A 24,414-nucleotide genomic window follows, 5' to 3' on the forward strand; every position below is an offset into this window, starting at 1 on the left:
TAATACCTGTCTGGAATAACCGATATTCCGGACAGGTAATTTTACTACCGCCCCCGGGCTTTTAAATAAATGTATGTTGTCATCACCAGTATCCACTTCATCTATTGATATCAAGCGTTCGCATCGCGTTGCTACCTGTATATTTTTCTTTATCTGCGGTTTAACCTATTCCAGCTGGACCTGCCGCATACATGATCTGAAAGCATTTTTTAGTTTGAACAATGCTGAGCTGGGCAGCGTATTATTTGCTTTGCCCATAGGGCTGCTCACCAGTTTACCTATTTCGGGCTGGATGGTAACCAAATATAAAAGTCGCCGGGTACTGATAGCCGCTGGCATACTTTTTCCACTGGTTTTATGTATGATTGGCTTGATAACACATATATGGCAGCTGGTTATCGTGTTGTTTTGCTTTGGCTTTTTGAATAATGTTTTTGAGGTAGCCATGAATACCCAGGCAGTAGGCATCGAATCATTATATGGCCGGTCTATCATGGCATCCTTTCATGGTTTATGGAGTTTGGCCGGTTTTAGTGGCGTGGCTATAGGTACGCTGGCTATAAACCTGGGATGGCCGCTTTGGATGCATTATATCATTATTGCTGTACTCTGCTGGATCATGGTATTGATCTCCTTTAAAAACCTGTCGCCCGAGGATGAAGCCTCAGAATCGCAACCGCTGTTTGCCAAGCCCGATTATAATATACTGAAACTGGGTTTCATCGCTTTCGCGAGCCTGATAACCGAAGGAACGATGTTTGACTGGAGCGGCGTTTATTTCCAGAAAGTAGTCACCGTACCAGAAACCTTAACCACCGTAGGCAGCGTAGCCTTTATGGCCACCATGGCTATGGGCCGGTTTACCGCCGATGGCCTGGTAACCAAATATGGTGTGAGCAGGATTTTGCAATGCAGCGGTGTGATCAGTACAACAGGTTTATTGCTCGCGGTTCTTTTTCCTAATATATATACCGCTACGGCCGGTTTTTTAATGGTAGGAGTAGGGGTATCATCGGTAGTGCCGTTGGTATTGGCCATAGCGGGTAAATCAAAAACATTGGCGCCGGGTATTGCCATTGCGGCAGTATCAACAGTCGGTTTTCTGGGTTTCCTGATAGGGCCACCGTTGATCGGTTTTATCGCGCAAGCAACAAATTTACGCTGGTCTTTTACGTTGATCGCATTATTAGGCCTGGGTACAACCTTTATGGCTTCGCAAATTAAAAAGATGGTATGATGGATGATCATATCATTACTCTGTCCGCAAGCTCTTGATAGGGTTAACAACGGCTGCTTTTACAGATTCATAGCTAACCGTAAGCCATGCAATTGCCAATGCAGATACCGATGCTATGATGAATACCAGCCAGCCTACATGGATATGATAGGCAAAACCCGTTAGCCAGGTGTTCACAGCGTACCAGGAAAGTGGTATAGCTATAACTATGGCTATCAGGATAAGCCTGGTGATGCCAGAAGCTAATAAATAAACAAGGCTTAATACCGATGCACCCAGCACTTTGCGTACACCAATCTCTTTGGTGCGCTGCTCGGCCATAAAGGCAGATAAGCCGTATAAACCCAGGCAGGAGATAAAAATACCCAATGCGGCAAACAGGTTAAAAATTTCGCCCATTTGTTGTTCGCCTTTATAAAGGTTAGCCAGATCCCGGTCAAGAAAATCAAATTTGAAAGGGTAGGCCGGGTTAAGTTCCTGGCTTATGGTTGATAATGCCTTTATGGTAGCATTGGTTTTGCCGGGCAATGTTCGTACTACTATAAAGCTGCCATTTTTATTAAACGGCATAACCAATGGCTCTATAGCTTGCTGGATCGGTTTAAAATTAAAGTCTTTCACCACGCCAATGATAGTACCCTTGTTGCCCCAAAGTGTTAATGGTTTACCTATTGCAGCATTAGGCTTTAAGCCCATAATGCTCAGCATTTTTTCGTTAACCAGGTAGTTAGCTGAATCGGTTTTAAAGGCCCTTGAAAAGCTGCGGCCCGCTATCATCTTCATCCTGAATGTATGGGTAAAATCCTCGTCCACACCCATTACCGGGAAAATTGTTTGGGCGCGGGGATCTTTGCCGGGCCAGTCAACGCTCATTGTCCAGCCGCCGAGGTTGGTGGGCAGATCGGTAATGATAGAAAAATCGCTGGTAAGCGGGTTGGCATTTAATTCGTTTTTTAAGGCTTGCTTCTTGCTCCAGATGTCTCCGGTTACGGGTATATACAAAAGATTAGCCTTTTCAAAGCCGGGGTTTCGTTCGCGGATAAATTTAAGCTGGTTGTAAATAACTACGGTGCCAACCAGTAATACAATAGAAACCATGAACTGGATTACAACCAGGGCGTTGCGAAACAATAAATTGCCCCCCATTGATTTTACATTGCCTTTGAGTACTTTAACCGGGTTAAAGCCCGAAAGGAATAAGGCAGGGTAGCTGCCAGAGATAAGCCCGGTTAACAGGGCAATACCAAACAGACTTAACCAGAGCTTCACATCATACACATCAATACTGAGTTTTCTGTTGGCCAGTTCATTAAATACAGGCAGGAATAAAATAACGATCCCGAGCGCAAGCAATAAGGACACAAAAGAAATAAATACCGATTCACTTAAAAACTGGAAGATCAGTTGCCCACGTACAGCACCGGCCACTTTACGTAAACCAATTTCTTTAGCCCGGCGGGCCGACCTTGCGGTAGCCAGGTTCATGAAATTAATGCAGGCTACTACCAATATCAAAACAGCGATAATAAAAAAGATGCTTACATATTGCGCGTTTCCATGGCCCGGCGAATCGCCCAATCTTTCGGGTGCCAGGTGGATCTTGGTTAGAGGTGCCAATTGAAAAGAAGCTTTTACTTCGATTCCCGGGGTATGTTTTAGCGATATCTGGTCAATTTGCTTTTCCAGTTTTGATAAATTGGCTGGGGAAGGATCGAAGTTTTTATCTAACAGAACATAGTCATAAAAATTAAAATTAGTCCACACGCTATTTTTTAAATCATTATTCGTCCTGGCTAATGAGGCCATTGGAAGAATAAAATCAAATTGCAGATCGGAGTTGGCAGGGATATTGGCCAAAACACCGGTTACAACCACGTTTTCTTTATTGTCTTTTCTTATTATCTTCCCAATAGGGTCTTCGTTGCCGAAGTATTTTGTGGCCATTTCCTGCGTTATTAAAACGCCATCAACCTGATTTAATGCTTGGGTACGATCGCCCTTCACTAACGGAAAAGAAAACACATCCATAAAGCTCGGATCGGCATAAAACGCACGCTCTTCCTGGAATTTTTTGTTATCCACTTCAAATAAAACAGAAGGAAAAGCTGGTTGTAAACGAACTGTATTTTTAATAACTGGCATTTCCGCTTTCAAACCGGCAGGCATGCCTGCAGAACTTGCCGCGGTTTTTGAATCACCAAAATCGTTATTGATGCGATAGATCTGGTTGGCATTTTTATGGGACTTGTCGTAGCTTAATTCGTTTTGTACCCAAAGTAAGATTAAAATACTTGATGCCAGGCCTATGGCTAAACCTGTTATATTTAAAATGGAATAGGCTTTATCCTTAACGATATTCCTGTAAGCAAGCTTAAAGTATGTTTTGATCATGGTGCGGCCGGTTTTAAAATGTGTCGATACTACCTCAAGTATGCCAATAACGTGCCTTTATTATAATATATTGATTATTAGTGATTTATAACTCATATAAAAGCTCAATTGTTCGGAAATGTTACAGTTGCTGTACGTTGCCGAACAGAAACTTTCCTGCAAAGTATTGTAAAGTTTTAAGGGAGTTGCCGAACCCATTGGCTTCGCCAGGCAGGTGCTTCGAAAGCATCGGCGAAATACTGTGTCTCGTGTACCACTTTACCATTGCTGAACTCCATAATGCTCACCGTGTATGCCGATTGCTCCTGGTAGGTGATGGTATATTCGGTGATCCAAAGATCGCCTTGTCCCAGCATTCGCTTAATATGGAAACCCGATGGTTTACCCGGATGATGGCTCCGCAAGGCTTGTAAATTACTTCGGCCAAGGATGCGCTCGCCCGATTGGGGATAGTCACAAATGGCATCGTCTGCATAAATATCATGTTCCGCGTTTACATCACCAACTGCCGACGCGCGCCAGTGCGCATTCAGGGCATCAAGTATTTGTTCTTCTTCCATGGGTGTCTGTAATTAAGTTGCTTGAAAATAAGGAAAATAACTGCAACGATGATTATCGCCCTGGAAAAATCATTTTGTCGTATTTTTCCAAATCATTCTTATTCCTGATGCTTTCTTTTGCAGGTAGTTATAAAAATATCATGGAAAAAATATTAAGCTCCAGCTACAAGATCCGGTTTCAGGATTGTGACCCATTTAATCACTTAAACAATGCCAGTTATATTAATTACTTCATTAATGCCCGCGAAGATCATTTACTGGATAATTACAATTTTGATGTGTTCGAAAATTTAAAAACCACGGGTGAGGCCTGGATTGTGGTATCTAATCAGATATGTTACCTGACCCCGGCAAACGTGATTGAAAATGTACTCATCGAATCACAGCTGATCGCCTTCACTCCCAAAAGTGTCCATATCGAAATGCGTATGTGGAACGAAAGCAAAACTAAACTGAAGGCCATGCTATGGACAAACTTTGTGTATTTTAACACCCAAACGCAAAAGGCCACTAATCATCCTGCGGCAGTTACTGAATTATTGGAAAACATATTGTTGCCTGTAGAACAAAATAATTTTGAGGAACGACGTAATTTCCTGATGCGAAGAGCAATAGCGTAATTAAAAACCTGGAAAGAGCGGCAAAAAATCGTTAATTTTATTCAGGATAGGGGTAGGAAGTTTGTTTATGAGCTCATTCAGGTATGTCGAAATTCCTCCGGTTGAACATCTGAGGGATTTTATAGATACGTATTGGATAATGGAAACCGGACCGTTATACCAGCCGACAGAGGTACGGTTATATGCGGATGGCACTACAGATATTTTTGTTAATATGGGTAGCACCAGGCCTTTACTTAACAATACACCGCTTTTACCCGGTACTATTTATTTTGGTGGCACCATGACCACTTCAAGCCTTATTCAACGTTTGCCGAACAGCATATTCATTGGCATCCGTTTTAAGCCCGGCGGTTTCGCATTCTTTTATAAACTACCACTGCAAGAACTTACCGATGAGGTTATAGAGTTCCCGGATCGTTTTCTGTATGATCTGCTAGATGTGGATGCTCAAGTTACCGATCGTTTGGATGATTTCTTTACCCGGAAAATCAAGGATACCCGCAATCTGATTTCTTTGGCTAAAACTGTAGAAAACTATAAAGGGAAAATTACGGTAGATCACCTGGCCAAAAAACATCACATCACCAACAGAACCCTGGAGCGTATGTTTAATGAACATATGGGGATTAGTCCAAAGGAGTTTATTAAAGTGATCCGGTTTCAGCAGGTTTTGAAAAGGATTCGTAAAAAAGATTTTAAAGAAGGCCTTTCACAGCTTGCATATGAAATGGGTTATTATGACCAGGCGCATCTGTCTAATGAAGTTAAACGATATTCAGGGTTTGATCCAACAACACTGGCAACCTTATTTAAGTCGCGTTAAAATAAACTACACCTGTTATTTGATAATTCTTATAAATTCGCTTGCTTTATTATCAGCGTTATTTTTGAAATACCAACAGATGATTACTAAGTTCCCAATACTTGTTATTGCATGTCACTTGTAACATTAAGAGCTGCAGCACAGCAACTGCCTGTAGCTACCAACATGCAAAAAGCATACACCACGGCTACGCGGGATAAAATATTATCGCAGAAATAATCATTTTTAAGATCTGTACAGCTGTTTCTTTGACTGTGTTTTACGTTAAAAAATGTTAAATCAGTTCATTTTGACGTATGTAGGCAACAGTAGCTATAATTTCGCCAGCTAACGTGCGTTCCCATACCAAAACTAAAACTGATTCACTCCCGATGGTTAACTTAAGCCGTATAAAACCTGCCATATTGCTGGAGGTGCTGCTGCATGTGCTCTTTTGGGCGCTCATCACTTTACTGCCGTTATTTTCTGCAACACCGCACCGGTTTATCCCGTTTCAACATATCGTGTTGATCAATACACTGCTTGCCGTTGTTTTTTATTTGAATGCCTTTATCCTTATACCTTTTTATTTGAATGAGCACAGGCAACCCTGGATATTCTTTTTTCTATTGATCCTTACCTTTTTATTGGCCAGTGTGCTGATTACTTGTATGCGTCCAAGAAATTTTTTTCCACCGGGTATGTTTGCGGGGCACAGACCACCGCCGGGACGTAATTTTTTCATTTTGCCGCTGATAGCTATTACCGCCGGCAGCTTTGCTTACCGGTATCTTACCGATCATTTTCGCTATGTGGCCAGAAAAGGGGAGATTGCTAATGCCACCATGGTTTCGGAGATCGCTTTTCTGCGTTCGCAGATCAGTCCGCATTTTATGTTTAATGTGATCAACAGCGTTGTAGCATTATCCCGGTTGAATCCCCCGGCTGTTGAACCTACGCTTATACAGTTGTCTCAATTATTGCGCTACATGCTGTATGTATCTGATGAGGAACGAATTACGCTGGGGCGGAAAATGGAATACCTGAACAGTTATATCCAACTGCAAAAACTCCGTTTCGGTTCTGCTGTTCAGGTAGATTTCGATGCGCACATCGGTTCGCCCGAAAAAACAATTGAACCCATGCTGCTTATTCCCTTTGTTGAAAATGCTTTTAAACACGGCACAGGCGATGTTACTAATCCTTCTATAGCGATCAGCCTGATAGCCGACAACCGCATGCTTGATTTCAGGGTATCCAATCAATACAACCCGGTTGAACTTAATAAGGATGAACATCACGGTATAGGACTTAACAATATTAAACGCAGGCTTGCACTGCTGTATCCCAATAAACACCGTTTGGACATTCAACAATTAAACAGCACCTACAATATTCACCTTCAATTGCAATTAAAATGATACGATGCCTTATTATCGACGACGAACCATTGGCGCTTGATCTGTTAGAGGATAACCTGCGGCAGGTTGATTATATACAGGTAACAGGAAAAGCGCGCAACGCGGCAGATGCCCTCAGGATATTAAGAGATAACCCGGTAGATTTGATCTTTTGCGATATACAGATGCCCGGGATCAGCGGTTTGCAAATGGTAAGCAGTATGACCGTGCGGCCAATGATTATTTTTGTGACTGCCTATGAGCATTTTGCCCTGCAGGGCTTTGATTTAGAGGTGCTGGATTACCTGATCAAGCCTGTTCCGATGGATCGCTTTCTGCGAGCCTGCCAGAAAGCTTACCGCGTTATGGAAACACGCCAAGCAGCGCAAATATTACCTGCGGCACAGTCGCGCAATTATCTTTTTGTTTATTCGGATTATAATCTGATTAAGATCAACCTGGATAAGATTGAATTTGCAGAAGGCCTTAAAGATTATGTGAAGATCCACCTTACAGGTGCCGACAAACCCTTGCTCACACGAATGAGCATAAAAACGCTGGAAGCTCAATTACCGGCTGAACGTTTTTACAGGGTACATAAATCGTATATTATCAATGTAGATTATGTACAGCATATTCGCAGGGGTAAGATAAAAACATTAACCAGCGAGCTACCGTTAAGCGATGCTTACCGCGATATGATTGATAGAATGACCGGGAAAGCTTTGGCGTAAACGCACAATTGGGCCCCTTGTCTACACATTCGGCCCGATGGTCTCATTTATTTTTATCGTCTGCGCATAGGTTGCAAATTGCCTGCTGTAACCAGCCCGCGAATGAAAAAACTGTTACTTCTGATCTTCCTGATAATTTGCACCTGTTATGCCAACGCGCAAAACACCAAACAATTACTACGTAAGGATACACTCAACAAATTTGTATCCAGTCCTTTTGATGAATTGCTGGATACAATTTCTGTTAATTACGGGTTAAAAATTGTTTTTGAGCGCGATTCACTGCATAGATATGATGTGGTGGAACACTTTTTTCAAGAGCCCTTAGAAGATGTGCTCGGTTTCTGCTGCAAAAAATTCAACCTGCACTACTGGACCGATGCCAGTGGCACCGTGTTTATTGTAAAGGATGTAGATGATATGCAAAGGCTGAAGCAATTGGCTAAAACCCTGAAGTCGCCAAAATCAGCTCTTAAATCCAAGAACCCGGATGGTACGCCCGTAGAACAAGATCGGGGTTTTGACGCCATGTATGAAGCCGAACAAAAGGCCGCTAAACTTAAGCAGGCGAATGCTTCACCACCGGCAGCAGAGGGTGGAGGTGTGGGTCAAAAATCAAAGGCTGTATCAACTAATAAGATGTCGTTACAGGCTAGCCAGGTTGATAAAACTAAGTCAAATTCGCACCTTACCGTAAGTGGTAAAGTAGCTGATATGAACTCGGGCCTGGCTTTACCCTCGGCAACAGTTCGGGTGCGCAATACCAATCTTACGGTTGTTGCCAATAATGATGGTAATTTTACTTTATTTAATGTACCCGCAGATACCTGCACATTGGATGTTTCTTATTCCGGCTATCAGCCAGACAGTTTCAAACTCAACCCCGATCTGCTTCAAAAGCCCTTAGTACTTTCCTTGTTACCAGCCCTCACTACGTTAAATGAGGTTAATATCATGGGGCAAAAAAGTGGCGTAATGAATACCGATGTTAAAAAGGTTGGCGTGCTACAACTTACACCGGCCAATCTTGACAAATTGCCAAACCTTGGCGAAAAGGATGTAATGCGTGCCTTCCAGCTCATGCCGGGAGTAGGGGCAACCAATGAATCCTCCTCAGGAGCATATGTACGGGGAGGCACGCCTGATCAGAACCTGGTAACCTTTGATGGTTTTACTATTTACCAGGTAGACCATCTTTACGGTTTTTTCAGTGCTTTCAACAGCAACGCGATAAAAGAAGTACAGCTGTTTAAAGGCGGTTTTTCCGCGCAATATGGGGGGCGCCTTTCCAGCGTAACGCAAATCAGTGGTAAGGATGGTAATACTAAACAAGCCGCTTTCGGGGTTGATGTCAGCCTATTGAGTTTAAACGCATTCATGGAAACGCCGATCAACGATAAATCATCACTTTTGATGACATTCCGGCGCTCGTACCAGGGGCCTTTTTATGATAAGATCTTCCACCAGTTTAATACATCTACCGGTGGTGGCTTTGGCGGCGGGGCAGGCGGTGGCGGAAGAGGTGGATTCGGTCAGCAAACCACACCGGCTTCTCATTTTTATGATGCCGATGTACGATACAATTACCGTGCAGATCAGAATGACATATTTACCTGGAGCTTTTACTCAGGTGAGGATAATACTGATAATAGCCGGCAACTTGAGTTACCTTCTTTTTTGGGCGGCACCGCGCCAGATATTACCGACTATACCAAATATGGCAACCTGGCCAGCAGTTTAAAATGGTTCAGGCAATGGAATAAACAATTACACTCCAACACCTATATAACTTATTCTTCTTATTTCAACGACAGGAATCGCTCAACAACCGGTACCACCACCGATAGCAATGGTAACCAGACGAGTTTTAATAACGGTACGGTGGAGAATAATAATTTGAAAGACGTGGGCCTGAAATCAGATTGGGTGTGGGAAATGAATAACAATTTCAAACTTTTATATGGCGGTTTTACATCCTTTCAGCATATCAACTATGATTACATCCAAAATGATACTTCACACCTGATCAATCAGCACAATAGTGCCTTCTCGGGAGGTGGTTACCTGGAAGCCGAATATGACCCTACAAGCGCGTTGCATGTGCAGCCGGGGATTAGGGCCACTTATTATAACCCAACCAGTAAGGTATATGTAGAACCACGCCTGTCGGCAAGTTATGTTTTAAATGATAATTACACGATTAAATTCGCTACCGGGCAGTTCTACCAGTTCATGAATTCGGTAACACGCAATGATATTGCCAATGGCAACCGTAATTTTTGGGTTTTATCCAATAATAACGATATCCCTGTTGGCCGGTCGCGTCATTTAATGGGAGGGGTGGCTTATGAAAATGATCAATTTTTGATAGATGTAGAAGGATACTACAAATGGCTCTCCGATTTAACGCAATATAACATTACCCGAACCGGTTTCGGCCGGGGAGGGGGTAACCCCACTGTTACCGAGGATTTTTACACAGGTTCGGGACGTGCCAAGGGTATTGAAGTGCTCGTTCAGAAAAAACTGGGCCAATATACCGGCTGGTTGAGCTATACACTAGCGAATGCCGAGAATAAGTTTGCCATTTATGGTAATAATTATTATCCCGCCGATCAGGACATACGCCACGAGTTTAAAGCCATCAATATGTATCATGATAACCGCTGGAATTTTTCGGCAGTATTTATATTCAGTACAGGGCATCCATACACTGCTCCTTTGTCAACCTATACGCTTACCGGTGTGGATGGTAACCGCACCGTTTACTTTAATGTGAGCGGTAAAAATGCAGAGCGTTTGCCAGATTATCACCGGCTCGACCTATCTGCTACTTATGACCTGCTGAAAATCAGCGGCGATAAAATAGGAAGCATCGGTATCTCGCTTTTTAATGTGTACAATCACGTGAATACCTGGTATAAGGAATACTTTATTCGCAATAACGCGGCGGTGAGCACCGACGTTGATTACCTGGGCTTTACACCTAATATTACTTTAAGTTTAAGATTTAAATGAAACGCAACCTATATTTCATTTGGCTAACCGGTATCATCTTTATGGTGACGACCGGATGTAAGAAAAATAATCTCAATTCGACAGGGCAACCTGTAGTTCAGGCTTACCTTTTAGCAGGTCATCCCATTAGAGTTAATCTGTATCAGCAAAAATCGTTGACTGATACCGCGAATTATGGCCCAGCAATAACCGGGCAGCAGCTTTATATATCTGATGGAAGCAAGCAGATCCAGTTGACCGAAACCACAAAAGGTACATACACTTCGAATGATAGCACCTTCCTGGTTTCGGGCAAAACTTACAGCCTGAGCTTTAAATATTTGTCACAAACAGTTTCTGCGAAAACCGTAATGCCATACAAACCACAAAATTTTCAGACGCAATATGGCCAGGTTTATTATGAGAATGATAAAAATACAACCCGTGGAGAGATTGATACATTGAACAAATTTACCTGGGATAACCCCGATTCGCTCAACCATGTCCTGGTATTTGATAATATCGAAAAAACAACGCTTCCGCTACGGGCAGGCATTATATCCAATAGCGGATCATATCAATTTATGATGCAGGCAGATCGAAAATCGGTGTATTTCGTAGAGTCTGACAGCTTTCCTTATTACGGTAGTTTCCAGGTGGTTTTGCTCAGTGTGAACCAGGAGTATGCCGATCTGTTAAAGAGCAATACCCTTGGTTCCAATTCCCAAAACCTGCTCAATACACCAACTAATGTGGTTAATGGCATAGGGATCTTCACTGCTTTTCAATCAGATACCTTGAGTTTTATATTACGATATTAAGGATGGATTTAGTTATTCCGTTGCCCGGTTAATGCTGTTGGCGTTACTCCAAAAAGTTTTTTAAAAGCAAATGAAAAGTGCGACAGGGCTTCGAACCCAAGGTCCTGGTAAATTTCGGAAGGTTTTTCATGCTTGCTTTGAATTAAAAAATGAGCTTCCTGTAAACGTTTTTCCACCAGCCATCGGTTGGGTGTTTGATTAAAGATGAATTTGAAATCCCGCTTAAAGGCCGATAAGCTTCGCCCGGTTAAATAGGCGAACCGTTCAACGCTTACATTGAATTTATATAAGCAGCAGCTCTTCGCGTTTTACATCAAAAAAAGCTTTATCCATTTGGCCATCGGCATTATTAATAAGGTGTTAATGACCGAACAAAGTTTGGGATCAGCTCATTATCCTCAAACTGTAAAAAGGATGTATCAGATTTAAATCTTATTAAATTAACCTGGTGCTTGTTCTGGAAGGTTTTTAAAAATGGTTCGTCAAAATGTAATTGAATTTTTTTCACATAATTAACATTATGTTAAGTAATAAAATCAAAAAGAGAGGCTTTTATAAAAAGCCCCTCTCCTGTATGATATCTTATTGACCGTTTAGCGCGTCAATTTTCTTTTTGGTTGCTTCTGCGTTAACGTTATCTTTTTTACCTAAGTAGTAAGTTCTCAGGTTTGTTAAAGCGTCAATTGATTTTGGATTTAGCTCAGTGGCTTTCACCAGGTATGGTTTTGCCAGGTCGAATTGTGCATTGGCTTTATTAATAGCCGCGTCATATTCTTTTTGTTTGTTGGCAGGTAATTTATTTGCCGCGTTGTAGGCGTCAATGGCTGGGTTTAAAATTACGTAACCTAAGTTCAGGTTAGCCTCAAAGTAGTTTGGATCAATTTCCAGGGCTTTTTTGTACATGTCTGCAGCCTTGGTGTAATTATCAACTTTTTGTTGCTGTAAAGTATTTTTGGCTGCAGCGTCTTTTGCTTTGACTTGTTCTTTAATAATGGCTTCGGCAGTTTGTGAATAAGTTAAACCTGCGTAGTAGTAAAGTGTTTTGTTTTTAGGATCGGCAGTTAAAGCAGCTTGTATTTTTTGAATCACTTCTTTTTCTTTACCGGTTTGCAGGCTTATTTCAATCTCTCTTTTACGCAGATCGGTATTTGATGGATATTTGGTTATACCTTCACTAACTGATTTAAGAGCGTTGGTAGTATCCTTATTAGCTAAATAAAGCGATGATAAGTCCATATAAACACCCGCGTTTTTGGAGTACTTGGTGGTTACCAGTTTGTTATAATTGGTAATTGCCGCTGCATAGTTCTTAGCGTTGGCTGCTGCTAAACCTGTGTAGTAAATAGCGTTGGTATCCTCAGGCAAAACAGTACGGTAGTAATCAAATGAACGGTACGCCTGATCATATTTTTGAGCACCGTATTCAGCAACACCTTTGGTTAATTGGTATTGAGCCAGGTTTAAATAAGCGTTATCAATTACTTGTTTGTTTTCGCCTTTGGCATCCAGTTCTTTGGCTTTTTTTAATGACTCATCGGCAGTTGTAAACAAAGGTAATGAGGTGGCAGCAACAGTATCCTGAACGGCCAGCGCAGCATAAATGGCGCCTTTTAAAGCAAAAGTTTGTGGTAAGTTGGCTGTTTTTTCATTAGCAGCAGCTTTGTCTATAGAGGTTTTGGCAGTTCCAAGGCTTTTAGTAGCAACGGCTAAAGTAGCTTTTGATCCCCTTAGTCCTTCGTAATTGTCATATTCACTTTTTGCAGTGCTTAATTCACCTTTTTGTGCAAACGTTGTTGCTGAAACTAAGCCTAACAGGCCCGCCATCAAAAGTTTGATTTTCATAGTTTATTTAGTTTGTTAACTGTTTTAGTTTACTGTTTATTTTATCTAATTGATCTTTATTGCCGGTTTTAGTATAAACCAGTTGCAGCGCTTTTAAGCCCTGTACATTATTAGGGGATATTTCGTTAGCTTTTTCAAGCCATTGTACAGCACGACCGATATCCTGATCCTCGCTCCCCTCCTTTGCATTGGCGCTTTGTTTTAAATAAAGCAAGCCCAAATTAAAAGCGGGATCGTAGGCAGAACTGTTTAACTCAATTGTACGCAGATAAAGTGACTCCGCCTTATCAAATTTATTCAAATGATCATAGCAATTAGCCGCTACAAATGCAATATCGGCGTTATTTGCATTAATATCAAGTAATGGGCCTATTAATGGCTCCAGGGCCTTGTAATTTTTCTGGTTGTTGTAAATGTTTGCCTCATCGAGCAGCAAGAAGCGGTCGTTGGGTAGTACCTTCCTCCCCTTTTGCAATATCTCTAAAGCTTTGGAGGTATCTCCTAATGATTTATAAATACTGGAAGCGGTTTCAATGTATTCGGCGCGATTACTGTCAACCGCTAATAATCTGCTGTAGTATTTCGCTGCATCTACTAAATTACCAGCCTTATTGTTTGAATAGGCTATATAATCATTAATTTGTTTAAAGTTGGGGGCATATTTGCGTGCGTTGTCAAATGCTTCCCTGGCTTTGGTGAAATCTGAATTATTGGTAAACTCAAATCCTTTACGGATGTAAACATTGGCTAAGCAGCGCTTGCTATAATCAATTTCTGCCTGGAATTTGTATTCCTTTTTATTTGCCGAAAGTTTATCAACTAAAGTCGAAGTTTCCGGTAATAATTTATCCGGCTGACCCAGTTTATTGAGCGAATCGATATACAGAATGCTCGCGTTAACCAGGGCCCGGTAGGTGTTTTTTTCCAGATCGGCCGTGTCTGATTTGGTAATGATCAGGCTATCAGCCGATTTTTTGGCCGCTGCCAGGTACTTCAGATCATTCTTTTGCTTATAGTAAGCCAGATTATTAACCACAACCTTTAGCGCTTCGCTTTGGGCAAAGGCAAAGGTTGTAGTCATTGATGATATTATAACCGCCAGGATAATTTTACGGTAACCCATATTGTTTATTCAGTAGTTTCTGTTGCTGATTCGTTGCTGTCATTAGCTGCTTCATCACCATCACCGGCATCATTTACGGCATTTTCATCCAGTTCGGCCTCTTCATCCTCGTCATGCTCAATTTTTGCAACAGAAGCTATTTCGTCATTACCTTTTAAAGTAATTAATCTAACGCCCTGTGTGGCACGGCCCATAGTTCTCAGCTCGCTAACCGCTATACGTATAATAATACCCGATTTGTTGATGATCATCAGGTCTTCTTTATCAGTAACACCTTTTATGGCCACAAGGTTTCCGGTTTTTTCGGTAATATTTAAAGTTTTTACACCTTTACCACCGCGGTTGGTTACCCTGTAATCATCAATATCGGTACGTTTGCCATAGCCTTTTTCTGATACTACCAGAACGGTTGTTTCGGCGTCGTCAATACTGATCATACCTACTACTTCATCGTTGTCGCTATCTAATGAGATACCACGAACACCGGTTGCGGTACGGCCCATCGGTCTAACAGTCGACTCATTAAAGCGAATAGCTCTGCCCGATTTTAAGGCCATCACAATTTCGCTGCTGCCTGTGGTTAAGGTTGCTTCCAGTAACGAATCGCCTTCGTTGATGTTGATGGCGTTGATACCATTGGCACGCGGACGTGAGTAAGCCTCGAGCGAGGTTTTTTTGATGGTACCTTTGCGGGTACACATGATAATAAAGTTGTTCTCCAGGTAGTTCTGATCCTTAAGGCTGATGAGTTTAATATAAGCCTTAATGTTGTCTTCCTTAGGAATATTGATGATATTCTGGATAGCGCGTCCTTTTGAGGTACGTGTGCCTTCCGGAATTTCAAATACCCGGAGCCAGTAACACTGGCCAGATTCGGTGAAGAACAACATGTAGTTGTGGTTGGATGCTACCAGCAGGTGTTCAATAAAGTCTTCATCGCGGCTATTGCTGCCGATAGAGCCTTTACCCCCTCTGCCCTGACGACGATATTCTGTTAAAGGCGTACGTTTGATATATCCTTCGCGCGATATGGTGATCACCACATCTTCGTCCTCAATAAAGTCTTCGGTTTGCATTTCGGCGGATGAGTGAACTATTTCTGTTCTGCGCTCATCACCGTATTTGTCTTTTATTTCAATCAGCTCGTCCTTAATGATCTGCATCCTTAAACCTTCGTCATTTAAAATTGAATTTAAATAGTCGATCAGTTTCATTAACTCCGCGTATTCATCTTTGATCTTGTCGCGCTCCAGTCCGGTTAACCGGCGAAGCGTCATATCCAATATGGCACGGGCCTGTATATCGGTTAAACCAAACTGGCTCATCAAGCCTTCGCGGGCTTCATCAGGTGTTTGTGATGCACGTATCAGGCGAATTACTTCATCCAGATGATCCAGGGCAATTAATAAACCCTCTAATATGTGGGCGCGTTTTTCCGCTTCGGCCAATTCAAATTTGGTACGGCGAACAACAACCTCGTGTCTGTGCTCCACAAAATGGTGAATCAGATCTTTCAGGTTCAGCATCATTGGCCGGCCATTAACCAGCGCGATATTGTTTACGCTGAACGATGTTTGCAGCGCGGTATATTTGAACAGGTTGTTCAGTACTATAGCAGCATTGGCTTCCCGCTTAATTTCATAAACTATACGGATACCTTCGCGGCTTGATTCATCGCGGATAGCGGATATACCTTCCAGTTTTTTATCATTTACCAGGTCGGCAGTACGTTCAATCATAAGGGCCTTGTTTACCTGGTAAGGTACTTCGGTCACCACAATCCGTTCGCGGTCGCTGCCATGGGTCTCAATTTCGGCCCGGGCGCGGATCACTACCCTGCCCCGGCCTGTTTCCAACGCTTCGCGCGGGCCTTCAAAACCATAGATGATACCACCTGTAGGAAAATCCGGACCTTTCACAAATTTCATCAGTTCGGCTATCTCTATCTGGCGGTTATCTATCAATGCGATAGTAGCATCAATCACTTCCGACAGGTTGTGCGGTGCCATATTGGTAGCCATACCTACCGCGATACCAGATGCACCGTTAACCAGCAGGTTAGGGAATTTACATGGCAATACGGTTGGTTCCTGTTCCGACTCGTCAAAGTTTGGCTGAAAATCGATAGTATCCTTGTTGATATCAGCTACCATTTCTTCGGCCAGTTTTTTCAGGCGGGCCTCGGTATAACGCATAGCCGCTGGTTCGTCACCATCCATCGAGCCGTAGTTGCCCTGACCGTCAACCAGCAGGTAACGCAGGTTCCAGTCCTGGGCCATACGCACCATGGTGTCATAAACAGATTTATCACCGTGCGGGTGATATTTACCCATTACGTCGCCCACAATACGGGCCGATTTTTTATAAGGCTTGTTGTTATTTAAGCCCATATCAAACATGCCGTATAAAACACGTCTGTGTACAGGTTTTAATCCGTCGCGGACATCGGGTAATGCCCTGGAAACGATCACCGACATTGAATAATCAATGTAAGCGGATCGCATTTCTTCGTCAATATTTATCGAAATTATTCTGTCTTCCTTGCTTGAATTGTCGTTTTCTGTTCCTTCAGCCATTTTTATTAATTTGTGGAATCTTCTCTATAATTGCGCGTTAAAAAGTGTTTTTTAAGCGACTTGCGAAGTTAAGAAAATAGTTGATTATTGTGCCAATTTTTGGTTCAATAGTTCATTAGTGCTATTGATTTGCGTAAAAGTTAATAGGTTACCCTACGCGATCTTTTTAGCCACCCACAGCGAATCATATTGCCGGTGATAAACATAAGATGATGAGTTCATCACCAGATTTTGTATTACATAGGTAGGGCCCAGCTCATCACGTGTTTGATCATAATCATGAAAAGCGATATAGCCACCGATAGCAACCTTAGGTGAAAATAGCTCAAAATCGAGCTTACAACCTTCTATGGAATGATCGCCATCAATAAAAAGCACGTCTATTTTGTTAAAATCTGCGGCAAACTGGTAGGAATATCCCCGTTTGGCAACAATTTTTGACAGCACTTTAAGCCTGGTCATGTTATCCATGAATTTGGCATAAAGATCATCGGTGCCTTTTTTTTTGGCGTATATTTTTTCACTGTCCTTATCCAATCCGCCATCAGCATTAAAAGGATCAATGGCATAAACCCTGCCCGATCTGAGCCCTCTGGATAAGCAATAGGTGCTTTTACCCTGCCAGCTGCCTATTTCAACTACGGTAGCATTGCGTGGTGCCTTAAGGGCTAAAAGAAACAATCCCATAGCCTCGCGCTCAGTAAGCCAGCCGTCCAGATCTTTGAAATGGCTGATATATTTCATGATCCGGCCTTTTATCCATTGTTTAATCATAGTGGTTTATTGGTATTATTAGTTCATTAGTGTCAATGGTTCATTAGTTTATTAGTAAATGATTTAACAAAAATCACCAAACCAATTTAATGCAACATATTACCCGATACAAACCAATGAACTAATAATACCAATGAACTAATGAACCATTGACACTAATGAACTCTCACCCAATGATCTTCGATCTTGTTGCCATTGGGTAAGGTAGCTAAAAGTTTAAGCGTATCGTTGCTCACTGTATAAGCGTATTTTACAGTTTTGCCCAACAGTTTTGATGGTTGATTGCAATAAGTCTGCGTTTCAAAGCAGGTATCTGCCTGTAGTTTATAGTCGCCCTTTTCGTAAATAAAAGTTTTTTGTCCCTTTTCAATTACTTTGGCCTGGTAATGCAGATCGTCATACGTACGCTGCAATGTGTAGTTGGTGGATACGCTGTCCTGTTTACCATTAAACAGCCCTCCCCTATACTCCCAAACGCCTTTTAACGGGCTTTCACCATTAGTAAAGCCGCATAATAGGGCAATCAGTAATACCGGGAAGATCGTTTTTTTCATAGTATTTATTTTTTAGTATCAAGTAGTTAGTATCAAGTATCAAGATTTTTCTTCTTCAATACCACATTTGAGTGTCGTGATACTTGATACTAGCTGCTTGATATCAAATTCTGCTACTTGATACTGACTCTCAAGCCCAGTTAATCCCTTTTTTGAGTAAAGATAATGTCCTTTCTTCTTCGCTGCCTGCTACAGGCTGATAGTTATAGATCCATTTGGCTGTGGGCGGTAAGCTCATCAGTATAGATTCGATACGGCCATTGGTTTCCAGTCCAAATTTGGTGCCTGCATCATATACCAGGTTAAACTCGGTATAGCGGCTGCGGCGCTGGTATTGCCAAAGTTGCTGTTCTTCGGTAAACGCGCTATGGCGGTTACGTTCCACCAGTTCGGTATAGGTAGGGATGAATGATCGGCCCAGGGCTTTTGAAAACTCAAAAATGCTCTCCCATGATAACTCCTCATTGGCAGTTAAGCGATCATAGAATATGCCGCCTATGCCCCGGGTTTCGTTACGATGTTTGATATAAAAATAATCATCGGCCCAAAGTTTAAACCGGTGATAAAAATCATGATAATAAGTATCACACACCGCTTTGATATTACCGTGGAAATATCGGGCATCAGCATCAATAATGTAATGTGGTGTAAGATCGATACCGCCGCCGAACCATCTTTTTGGCTGCTGATCGCTGCCTGCTGGTGTTGGCATTTCAAAATACCGGATATTCATGTGGATGATAGGCACCAAAGGATGGTTCGGGTGAATCACGATAGATACGCCGGTAGCAAAAAAATCGTCCGACTCTACCTGCAGGGCCTTTTGCATATTTTCGGGCAGTTTACCATGAACGGCCGAGAAATTCACGCCTCCCTTTTCAAATATATTGCCGTTTTGGATGATGCGGGTTCTGCCGCCGCCGCCGCCGTCACGTTCCCATACTTCTTCTTCAAACCGAGCTTGGCCGTCGGTTAATTCCAGCGCCGCGCATATTTCGTCTTGTATCTGCTGGTAATCGGTGGCTATTTGTTCTTTGCTTATCATAGGATGTAAAAATACTTTTTTAGTATCAAGTAGCTAGTATCAAGTATCAAGATTTCCGGTAGTTTATAAATATGCTTTTCAAAAGTCGTGATACTTGATACTAGCTACTTGATACTATCTTCAACCTAACTGATCTCCACATAATCCAGATCCTTGCCAAAGGTTTCTTTGAGCTGACTTAAAGAGAATAAGGCTATCAGGGTTAATATACCCATCATAATGTAACCACTGGTTATAACGCCGTAATTTGCCTTAAATGCGTTAAATGCTATTGTTATTGGAATAAGGGATCCGCGTACAAAGTTTGGTACCGTTGTGGTTACGGTTGAACGTATATTGGTGCCAAATTGCTCTGAAGCAATGGTAACAAATGTAGCCCAATAGCCAACAGTGCACCCCATAAAGAAGCTAAGCCATACAAAACGCTCGGGGGTAATACCTGTGGCACTCAGGTAAAAATATACGCTTACCAGCGATAATAATAGAAAAACAGCCATGGTTAGTTTTCTTGATCTGGTGATCTGGGCCAGCAAGCCTGCGAAAAGATCGCCAACTGCTATGCCGATATAACTATAAAAAATACCATCGCCTGGTTTGATGATTGTTTTTGCGCCAAGTGCTATCCCAAACTGGTCAGAAAAGCTGATCAGCACGCCGACCACATACCATAACGGTGCACCTATCAGTATGCAATAAAGATATTTTTTAAATCTGCTCCAATTGGTAAAGAGCATAAGCATGTTTCCTTTTGATACTTTACTTTGTTCGATATTCTTAAACATTCCCGATTCAAAAGTACCTATCCTCAATAAAAGCAAAAGTACTCCCAGGCCACCTCCTACGAAGTAAGCATTTCGCCAGCCAAATTTGGCAACCATGTAAGCAGCAGTAGCGCCAAACAGGCCAATAACGGCAACCGTCATGGTTCCGTACCCCCTTTTTTCTTTGCTTAAAGTTTCACTTACCAGGGTAATACCAGCACCCAGCTCGCCTGCAAGACCAAGACCTGCGATAAACCTGACAATGGCATAGGTATTTACATCGTGCACCAAACCATTAGCAAAGTTGGCAATGGAATATAATAAAATTGAGCCGAAAAGAACTTTAATGCGCCCAAGTTTATCACCAACAATACCCCATATAATGCCTCCTAAAAGAAGTCCAAACATTTGGATACTGATAATAAACTGTCCTTTACTTGTTATTTCCTCGGGAGTTAAACCAATATCTTTCAGGCTGCTTATCCGTACAATGGAAAAAACAAGCAGGTCATAAATATCAACGAAATAGCCAAGTGAGGCAACAAGAACCAGGAATAGCATGTTCCTTGTGGCTTTGGCCGATGGTGTTGTAGTAGTAGTCATATGTTTTTCATGGGGTATTTGTGGAGGCTAAAGTAGCAGAATTATATAAAATCAAAAATTTAATCATGAAAAAAGCCCCTGTGTATGCAGGGGCTTTTTTTGAGTGTTTGGTTAAACTATACTTTTTTTACGTTTACCGCTTGCAATCCTTTTCTGCCTTCTTCCACTTCGTAAGTTACATCATCATTATCTTTAATAGCATTTACGCCGCCTTGTACATCTTTAAAGTGGACAAAAAGATCTTTACCATCCTCGGTAACGATGAAGCCATAACCTTTTTGTGTGTTAAACCATTTTACTTTTCCAGTTTTCATAATTATAATTATCGTATTAAAAAAAAATTCGTATATAAGATTAATAACTAAAGCCAAACTGAAAATAAAACGGTTTTAATAATCAGAAGGAATAGATAAACCCATCTTTACCAAATATATAAAATTATTAATAAACCAAATAAAATTATTTATTTGGTTGTGGGGTTATCCTTAAATAGGGTTTTATAGCTTTATAACCCTTTGGAAATTTGGCCGGGATATCTTCTGTTTTTATAGCTGGTACCACTACTACATCTTCTCCGTCTTTCCAGTCGGCCGGTGTAGCTACACCGTAATTGGCTGTTAATTGCAAAGAATCGATTACCCGTAGGATCTCCTGGAAATTACGACCTGTTGATGCCGGGTAAGTAATGATGAGCTTAACCGCTTTATCCGGACCGATAATGAATAACGATCGTACTGTAGCGTTAACGGAGGCATTTGGGTGGATCATGTCATAGGCTTCGGAAATTTTGCGATCCTCATCGGCGATGATCGGGAAATTTACTTCTACGCCCTGGGTTTCGTTGATATCCCCTATCCAGCCATGGTGAGATTCTACCGAGTCGACACTCAGCGCTAATACTTTTACATTACGCTTGCTGAATTCGTCTTTCAAAGCGGCAGTTTTACCTAATTCGGTTGTACAAACCGGGGTATAATCGCCTGGGTGCGAAAAAAGTACGCCCCAGCTGTCGCCAAGATATTCGTAAAAATCAATTTCACCTGCTGATGTTTTTGCCTGAAAATTTGGGGCTTTATCGCCTAATCGTAAACTCATGATTATGTTGTTTTATTTATAAAGAATAAATGACTACTAAGTTACTATACATTAATTGATAAATCAAAATGTAAAAATAACATCGGGTTAAAATTTACAGAATTATGTAACGGATAAAACTGCCTGCTTGTTGTTGAAAATGTTTAATTGCAAAAACCGTAAATATTTTGTATATTTAAGTATAACCAGCCACGGCCCCACTTAATTGAAAAATATAAGTGGGGCCGTTTGGTTAAAGAGACAAAATAGGCTAAAAAAGCATTGTTTAGTACGCAGTTATTTGGATATCAGAAAATTAATTCTTTTTAAAATTTTTAAAACCCATCAAAAATTTGTTAAAAAGTGTTAAAATGGCGTTAAAGCTTTGTTAAAATGGCTAATAAGTGAGCTTCTTTACATCATTTTTGATCAGAAAAGTGTTAAAATAAGGGTTTAAAAAGTCTGCTGCCCTTATCCTGAGGTTTGAATTTTGTAACCGGGTTAAAAAACTCAAGACCAATTGTTAACCATTACGGATCTGCGCTTTTAAATTTTGCTTCAACATTACGCCGCAAATATTGTTGAACCTATTAACTAAGCACAAAAACTGAATGAGCAGACATACCTATGAGACCGGAATAATTGGAAATTGCGCCTTTTTGGCCCATATTAATAAAAATACCAACGTCGACTGGCTTTGCTGGCCGAAGTTCGACAGCACCTTCATCTTTGGCGGCTTGCTGGATAAAAAAAAGGGCGGCGAGTTTTCCATCCGCCCTGAGGGAGAATATACATCGGAGCAGCACTACCTGGAAAATACCAATGTGCTGATAACCGAGATAAGCCCCAAAAGTGGTGGTAAATACCGTATAACCGATTTTGCACCAAGGTTTTATCAGCATCAGCGGTATTATAAACCCTTAATGCTGATCAGGAAAATAGAAGCTATTGAAGGCTCGCCCAGGGTTATTGTGAAGTGTGAACCTGTATCTGAATATGGCGCGGTAAAGCTGAATGTAAACCGTGGAAGTAACCATATACAATACCTTGGCGGTGAGGAGAATATGCGGCTTACCACCAATATTCCTATCAGTTATGTATTTGATGAGCAGGCCTTTGTGCTGAATGAAACCAAATACCTCGCCTTAACCTACGGCGAACCATTGGAAGCCGCCCTGATATCAACCGCTGACCGATTTTTGGCCGAAACCATTCAATACTGGCGCACCTGGATCAAGCACTCCTCTATCGCTACCTATTATCAGCCATTTGTGATCCGCTCAGGCCTGGCATTAAAAATACACCAGTTTGAGGATACGGGGGCCATTATAGCTGCAAGTACTACCAGTTTACCCGAATCGCCGGGAAGTGGTCGCAATTGGGATTACCGCTACTGCTGGCTGCGTGATACTTACTATGTGATCACCGCGCTGAACCACATTGGTCACTTTGAGGAAATGGAGAAGTATTTTAGCTATGTTACGGATATCTCCTTTTCCGAAGATGAACGCTATCAGCCACTTTACGGCATAACCGGTAAAAGAAAATTGGTTGAGGAAATACTGACCGATCTGGATGGTTATATGGGTAACCAGCCGGTACGTATTGGTAACCAGGCTTATGAGCATATCCAGAATGATATTTATGGGCAGGTAATGATCTCCCTGCTCCCGCTATATACCGATCACCGTTTCGTTTTTTCGGAACGGAAGGATTCGGTTCGCTGGATAGAGTCGCTACTGAATAAGATTGACCGTACCATTGATGAAAAGGATGCCGGGATCTGGGAGTTCAGAAACATGGCCAATATACATTGCTACAGCAACCTGTTCCAATGGGCCGGGGCCTCGGCCGCTGAAAAGATGGCACGCACTATTGACAATAAAGAACTTATTGACAAGGCTATAGAATTGAAAGAACGCGCGGCCGCGCATATAGAAAGCTGTTATGACCCGGTGAGGAAAGTGTATACCAATTCGGCAGGTAGCTCCAATCTGGATGCCAGTACGCTGCAATTGATCATGATGAATTATCTTGACCCGGAATCGCAAAAAGCTAAGGATCATTTACTTGCATTAGAAAAAGAGCTAAGGACCCCTAATGGATTGTTTTACAGATATTTATATACTGACGACTTTGGCAAACCTAAAACTACTTTCCTGATATGTGCCTTTTGGTATGTAGAGGCTCTGGCCAGTGTTGGTCGCCTGGATGATGCCCAGCGCGAGTTTGCCAATCTGCTGCAATACTCTAATCATCTGCTATTGTTTAGTGAGGATGTTGATGAACAGGACGGTAGCCAATGGGGTAATTTTCCGCAGGCATATAGCCACGTAGGCCTGATGAACGCGGCCTACCGGATAGCCATGAAATTGGACAGACCTATATTTCTATAATTAGTGAATTAGTGAATTAGTGAATTAGTGAATTATTGAATTAGTTGAACATACGCAACTAATTCAATAATTCACTAATTAATTTACTTAATCACTAATTC

19 protein-coding genes and 1 pseudogene are annotated in these 24,414 nt (G+C 41.8%); 8 read left to right on the forward strand and 12 right to left on the reverse strand.

The features are described 5' to 3' along the window. Positions 1-73: 73 nt before the first annotated feature. Positions 74-1,237, forward strand: coding sequence for an MFS transporter (locus ACTJKG_RS12315; protein WP_440739378.1), 1,164 nt, complete (start codon positions 74-76; stop codon positions 1,235-1,237). Positions 1,238-1,252: 15 nt separating this feature from the next. On the opposite strand, the gene ACTJKG_RS12320 is transcribed toward ACTJKG_RS12315, so the two are convergent. Further along, positions 1,253-3,628, reverse strand: a complete 2,376-nt coding sequence (locus tag ACTJKG_RS12320; protein ID WP_172333375.1) for an ABC transporter permease — start codon at positions 3,626-3,628, stop codon at positions 1,253-1,255. Positions 3,629-3,804: 176 nt separating this feature from the next. Then, on the reverse strand, positions 3,805-4,188 hold the full coding sequence (locus tag ACTJKG_RS12325; protein ID WP_440739379.1) for a nuclear transport factor 2 family protein: 384 nt from the start codon (positions 4,186-4,188) through the stop codon (positions 3,805-3,807). 140 nt (positions 4,189-4,328) lie between these two features. Between ACTJKG_RS12325 and ACTJKG_RS12330 the strand changes: the two genes are divergently transcribed. From ACTJKG_RS12330 to ACTJKG_RS12355, 6 genes are all read left to right on the forward strand, one after another. Further along, positions 4,329-4,808, forward strand: a complete 480-nt coding sequence (locus ACTJKG_RS12330; RefSeq protein WP_172333377.1) for an acyl-CoA thioesterase — start codon at positions 4,329-4,331, stop codon at positions 4,806-4,808. Between the two features lie 67 nt (positions 4,809-4,875). Then, positions 4,876-5,634 carry a DUF6597 domain-containing transcriptional factor gene (locus tag ACTJKG_RS12335; RefSeq protein WP_440739380.1) on the forward strand — a complete coding sequence of 253 codons (759 nt, stop codon included), beginning with the start codon at positions 4,876-4,878 and terminating at the stop codon, positions 5,632-5,634. Between the two features lie 371 nt (positions 5,635-6,005). Next, entirely contained in the window at positions 6,006-7,034 is a 1,029-nt protein-coding gene (locus ACTJKG_RS12340; RefSeq protein ID WP_172333379.1) for a sensor histidine kinase, read from the forward strand. After that, the gene (locus tag ACTJKG_RS12345; protein WP_216650448.1) at positions 7,031-7,747 is read left to right on the forward strand and encodes a LytR/AlgR family response regulator transcription factor; all 717 of its coding nucleotides are present in this window, start codon (positions 7,031-7,033) and stop codon (positions 7,745-7,747) included. The genes ACTJKG_RS12340 and ACTJKG_RS12345 overlap by 4 nt, the downstream gene beginning before the upstream one ends. A 102-nt stretch (positions 7,748-7,849) precedes the next feature. Beyond that, on the forward strand, positions 7,850-10,765 hold the full coding sequence (locus tag ACTJKG_RS12350; protein ID WP_440739381.1) for a TonB-dependent receptor: 2,916 nt from the start codon (positions 7,850-7,852) through the stop codon (positions 10,763-10,765). Beyond that, positions 10,762-11,565, forward strand: coding sequence for a DUF4249 family protein (locus ACTJKG_RS12355; RefSeq protein WP_440739382.1), 804 nt, complete (start codon positions 10,762-10,764; stop codon positions 11,563-11,565). Before ACTJKG_RS12350 ends, ACTJKG_RS12355 begins: the two co-directional genes overlap by 4 nt. 8 nt (positions 11,566-11,573) lie before the next feature. Here the strand turns inward: ACTJKG_RS12355 and ACTJKG_RS12360 are convergent. The 10 genes and pseudogenes from ACTJKG_RS12360 to ACTJKG_RS12405 all read right to left on the reverse strand — a co-directional run. Beyond that, positions 11,574-11,801: pseudogene (locus ACTJKG_RS12360) on the reverse strand (helix-turn-helix domain-containing protein); the annotation flags it as partial. Positions 11,802-12,147: 346 nt separating this feature from the next. Beyond that, positions 12,148-13,407 carry a tetratricopeptide repeat protein gene (locus tag ACTJKG_RS12365; protein WP_440739383.1) on the reverse strand — a complete coding sequence of 420 codons (1,260 nt, stop codon included), beginning with the start codon at positions 13,405-13,407 and terminating at the stop codon, positions 12,148-12,150. A gap of 7 nt (positions 13,408-13,414) precedes the next feature. Continuing rightward, complete coding sequence (locus ACTJKG_RS12370) at positions 13,415-14,488, reverse strand: tetratricopeptide repeat protein (protein WP_440739384.1); 1,074 nt, start codon at positions 14,486-14,488, stop codon at positions 13,415-13,417. Between the two features lie 47 nt (positions 14,489-14,535). Beyond that, a complete protein-coding gene (gyrA, locus tag ACTJKG_RS12375; protein ID WP_440739385.1) occupies positions 14,536-17,106 on the reverse strand; it encodes a DNA gyrase subunit A in 2,571 nt (856 codons plus the stop codon). 153 nt (positions 17,107-17,259) lie between these two features. After that, positions 17,260-17,850: a class I SAM-dependent methyltransferase gene (locus tag ACTJKG_RS12380; protein ID WP_440739386.1), complete on the reverse strand. Its 591-nt coding sequence runs from the start codon at positions 17,848-17,850 to the stop codon at positions 17,260-17,262. 185 nt (positions 17,851-18,035) lie between these two features. Next, positions 18,036-18,434, reverse strand: coding sequence for a hypothetical protein (locus ACTJKG_RS12385; RefSeq protein WP_440739387.1), 399 nt, complete (start codon positions 18,432-18,434; stop codon positions 18,036-18,038). A gap of 130 nt (positions 18,435-18,564) precedes the next feature. Further along, positions 18,565-19,479: an oxygen-dependent coproporphyrinogen oxidase gene (hemF, locus tag ACTJKG_RS12390; RefSeq protein ID WP_172333385.1), complete on the reverse strand. Its 915-nt coding sequence runs from the start codon at positions 19,477-19,479 to the stop codon at positions 18,565-18,567. A 125-nt stretch (positions 19,480-19,604) separates the two neighbouring features. Next, complete coding sequence (locus tag ACTJKG_RS12395) at positions 19,605-20,843, reverse strand: MFS transporter (protein ID WP_440739388.1); 1,239 nt, start codon at positions 20,841-20,843, stop codon at positions 19,605-19,607. Positions 20,844-20,959: 116 nt separating this feature from the next. Then, a complete protein-coding gene (locus ACTJKG_RS12400; protein ID WP_172333387.1) occupies positions 20,960-21,157 on the reverse strand; it encodes a cold-shock protein in 198 nt (65 codons plus the stop codon). A gap of 145 nt (positions 21,158-21,302) precedes the next feature. Further along, positions 21,303-21,938 carry a peroxiredoxin gene (locus tag ACTJKG_RS12405; protein WP_172333388.1) on the reverse strand — a complete coding sequence of 212 codons (636 nt, stop codon included), beginning with the start codon at positions 21,936-21,938 and terminating at the stop codon, positions 21,303-21,305. 590 nt (positions 21,939-22,528) lie between these two features. Here ACTJKG_RS12405 and ACTJKG_RS12410 point away from each other — a divergent pair. Then, the gene (locus ACTJKG_RS12410) at positions 22,529-24,313 is read left to right on the forward strand and encodes a glycoside hydrolase family 15 protein (protein ID WP_172333389.1); all 1,785 of its coding nucleotides are present in this window, start codon (positions 22,529-22,531) and stop codon (positions 24,311-24,313) included. The last annotated feature ends 101 nt before the right edge of the window (positions 24,314-24,414 follow it).

Origin of the sequence: Mucilaginibacter sp. 22184, assembly GCF_052045695.1 — a bacterium.
Lineage (GTDB): Bacteria > Bacteroidota > Bacteroidia > Sphingobacteriales > Sphingobacteriaceae > Mucilaginibacter.

Excerpts from the sequence above, each read along its gene's own strand:
- ACTJKG_RS12405 (WP_172333388.1), bottom strand. The coding sequence starts at position 21,938 with ATGAGTTTACGATTAGGCGATAAAGCCCCAAATTTTCAGGCAAAAACA.
- ACTJKG_RS12365 (WP_440739383.1), bottom strand. The coding sequence starts at position 13,407 with ATGAAAATCAAACTTTTGATGGCGGGCCTGTTAGGCTTAGTTTCAGCA.
- ACTJKG_RS12325 (WP_440739379.1), bottom strand. The coding sequence starts at position 4,188 with ATGGAAGAAGAACAAATACTTGATGCCCTGAATGCGCACTGGCGCGCG.
- ACTJKG_RS12380 (WP_440739386.1), bottom strand. The coding sequence starts at position 17,850 with ATGAAATATATCAGCCATTTCAAAGATCTGGACGGCTGGCTTACTGAG.
- ACTJKG_RS12350 (WP_440739381.1), top strand. The coding sequence starts at position 7,850 with ATGAAAAAACTGTTACTTCTGATCTTCCTGATAATTTGCACCTGTTAT.
- ACTJKG_RS12345 (WP_216650448.1), top strand. The coding sequence starts at position 7,031 with ATGATACGATGCCTTATTATCGACGACGAACCATTGGCGCTTGATCTG.
- ACTJKG_RS12330 (WP_172333377.1), top strand. The coding sequence starts at position 4,329 with ATGGAAAAAATATTAAGCTCCAGCTACAAGATCCGGTTTCAGGATTGT.
- ACTJKG_RS12410 (WP_172333389.1), top strand. The coding sequence starts at position 22,529 with ATGAGCAGACATACCTATGAGACCGGAATAATTGGAAATTGCGCCTTT.
- ACTJKG_RS12395 (WP_440739388.1), bottom strand. The coding sequence starts at position 20,843 with ATGACTACTACTACAACACCATCGGCCAAAGCCACAAGGAACATGCTA.
- ACTJKG_RS12340 (WP_172333379.1), top strand. The coding sequence starts at position 6,006 with ATGGTTAACTTAAGCCGTATAAAACCTGCCATATTGCTGGAGGTGCTG.
- ACTJKG_RS12315 (WP_440739378.1), top strand. The coding sequence starts at position 74 with ATGTTGTCATCACCAGTATCCACTTCATCTATTGATATCAAGCGTTCG.
- ACTJKG_RS12370 (WP_440739384.1), bottom strand. The coding sequence starts at position 14,488 with ATGACTACAACCTTTGCCTTTGCCCAAAGCGAAGCGCTAAAGGTTGTG.
- ACTJKG_RS12385 (WP_440739387.1), bottom strand. The coding sequence starts at position 18,434 with ATGAAAAAAACGATCTTCCCGGTATTACTGATTGCCCTATTATGCGGC.
- ACTJKG_RS12355 (WP_440739382.1), top strand. The coding sequence starts at position 10,762 with ATGAAACGCAACCTATATTTCATTTGGCTAACCGGTATCATCTTTATG.
- gyrA (WP_440739385.1), bottom strand. The coding sequence starts at position 17,106 with ATGGCTGAAGGAACAGAAAACGACAATTCAAGCAAGGAAGACAGAATA.
- hemF (WP_172333385.1), bottom strand. The coding sequence starts at position 19,479 with ATGATAAGCAAAGAACAAATAGCCACCGATTACCAGCAGATACAAGAC.
- ACTJKG_RS12335 (WP_440739380.1), top strand. The coding sequence starts at position 4,876 with ATGAGCTCATTCAGGTATGTCGAAATTCCTCCGGTTGAACATCTGAGG.
- ACTJKG_RS12400 (WP_172333387.1), bottom strand. The coding sequence starts at position 21,157 with ATGAAAACTGGAAAAGTAAAATGGTTTAACACACAAAAAGGTTATGGC.
- ACTJKG_RS12320 (WP_172333375.1), bottom strand. The coding sequence starts at position 3,628 with ATGATCAAAACATACTTTAAGCTTGCTTACAGGAATATCGTTAAGGAT.